Annotated in this window: 2 protein-coding genes; one reads left to right on the forward strand and one right to left on the reverse strand. The window is 72.9% G+C overall.

Features of this window, described 5'->3' with window-relative positions; all coding sequences use genetic code 11:
• Positions 1-75: 75 nt before the first annotated feature.
• Positions 76-1,503, reverse strand: coding sequence for an amidophosphoribosyltransferase (gene purF, locus VI078_17740; protein HEY6001131.1), 1,428 nt, complete (start codon positions 1,501-1,503; stop codon positions 76-78).
• A gap of 114 nt (positions 1,504-1,617) precedes the next feature.
• Between purF and VI078_17745 the strand changes: the two genes are divergently transcribed.
• A partial coding sequence (locus VI078_17745; protein HEY6001132.1) for a septal ring lytic transglycosylase RlpA family protein occupies positions 1,618-1,991 on the forward strand: 374 nt, incomplete at its 3' end.

The raw sequence follows: 1,991 nt of genomic DNA on the forward strand, positions 1-1,991 counted from the left end.
AGTCGCCGCAGCCCGCCGCGGCGCCGCTGCTCGCTCACCGCGCGCCCCCGCCGGCCGGACGGCGCCCCGCGCCCATCAGGTGACGCTGTAGACCCGTGACGCGCTCCGCCCGTCGAAGAGCCGCATCTGGCCGACCTCCTCGTAGGGGAAGCTCACCGGGTAGTCGCCGCAGAAGCACGCGTAGCAGAAGGTCTCCTCGCCGGGCAGGACGACGGCGCGCAGCCCCCCGAGGCTGAGGTAGGCGACCGAGTCGGCGGTGAGGTAGGTGCGGATCTGCTCGAGGTCGTGCGTGGCCGCGACCAGCTCCTGGCGCGTCGGCGTGTCGATGCCGTAGTAGCACGGGTGCGTCGTCGGCGGGCTGGAAATGCGCATGTGCACCTCCGCGGCGCCCGCGGCGCGCAGCATCTTGACGATCTTGCGGCTGGTGGTGCCGCGGACGATCGAATCGTCGACCACGACGACCCGCTTGCCCTCGACCACCGAGCGCACGGGATTGAGCTTGAGCTTGACGCCGAAGTGGCGGATGGACTGGCTCGGCTCGATGAACGTCCGGCCGACGTAGTGGTTGCGGATCAGCCCGAGGTCGAACGGGATCCCCGCCGCCTCCGCGAAGCCGAGGGCGGCCGGGACGCCGGAGTCCGGGACGGGCACGACGACGTCGGCGACGACCGGCGTCTCCTCCGCGAGCCGCCGGCCCAGGCGCTTGCGCACGTCGTGGACGGTGCGGCCGAAGACGAGACTGTCGGGGCGCGAGAAGTAGATCAGCTCGAAGACGCAGTGCGCGTGCGCCGCCGGCGGGAAGGGCCGGAAGCTGCGCATCCCGTCGCGGTCGGCGACGATCAGCTCCCCCGGCTCGACCTCGCGCTCGAAGGCCGCGCCGATCAGGTCCAGCGCGCAGGTCTCGGAGGCGACGACGACGGCGTCCTTCAGCCGCCCGAGCACGAGCGGGCGGAAGCCGTTCGGGTCGCGCACGGCGAGGAGCTGGTCCTCGCCCATGATCAGCAGGGAGTACGAGCCCTTGACGCGGCGCAGCGCCGCCACGAGGCGCTCGGCCAGCTCGGTCTGCTCGGCGCGCGCCATGAGGTGGACGATGACCTCGGTGTCCATCGTCGACTGGAAGATGGCCCCGTCGCGCTCGAGCTCGGCGCGCAGGTCGAGCGCGTTGACCAGGTTGCCGTTGTGCGCGACGGCGAGCGACCCGAAGCCGCTCTCGACGACGAACGGCTGGGCGTTCTTGATCTCGCTGGAGCCGGCCGTGGAGTAGCGGTTGTGGCCGATGGCGAGGTCGCCGGGGAGGCGCTTGAGCACCTCGCGGTTGAAGATGTCCGCGACCAGGCCCATCGCCCGGTGCGAGTAGAGGTCGCGGCGGTCCGAGGACACGATCCCGGAACTCTCCTGCCCGCGGTGCTGCAGCGCGTGCAGGCCCAGGTACGTCAGGTTCGAGGCCTCCGGGTGCCCGTAGACCCCGCAGACCCCGCACTTCTCGCCGAGCTCGAGCGTCACCGTCCCTCCTCTCCGCGCCGCGGCCTGCCGCCGCGCGCGGATTGCCGGCTATAATAGGACGGCATGCCGAAAATGCAAATGCGCCGTCTCGGCGGCGTCGCCCTGTTGTCTTCGATGCTCGCGCTCGCCTGCGGATGCGCGGGCGCGCCGCGCGGCGGGGGGCAGCCCAACTGGAGCGAGGCGGGCCTCGCCTCCTGGTACGGCGCGGACTTCCACGGCCGCCGCACCGCCAACGGCGAGCGCTACAACATGTACGCCATGACCGCCGCGCACAAGACGCTCCCGCTCGGCACCACCGTGACCGTCACCCACCGGGGCAGCGGCCGGCGCATCCGGGTGCGCGTGAACGACCGCGGGCCGTTCGTCGCGGGCCGCGTCATCGACCTGTCCCTGGCGGCCGCGCGGGCGCTCGGCTCCGCCGGGGACGGCGTCGCGCCCGTGCTCCTCGAGGCCCGGCTGCCCGCGGGCGCCTTCGTCGCCGCCGCGCG

Source organism: bacterium, from assembly GCA_036524115.1.
Taxonomy (GTDB): domain Bacteria; phylum JAUVQV01; class JAUVQV01; order JAUVQV01; family DATDCY01; genus DATDCY01.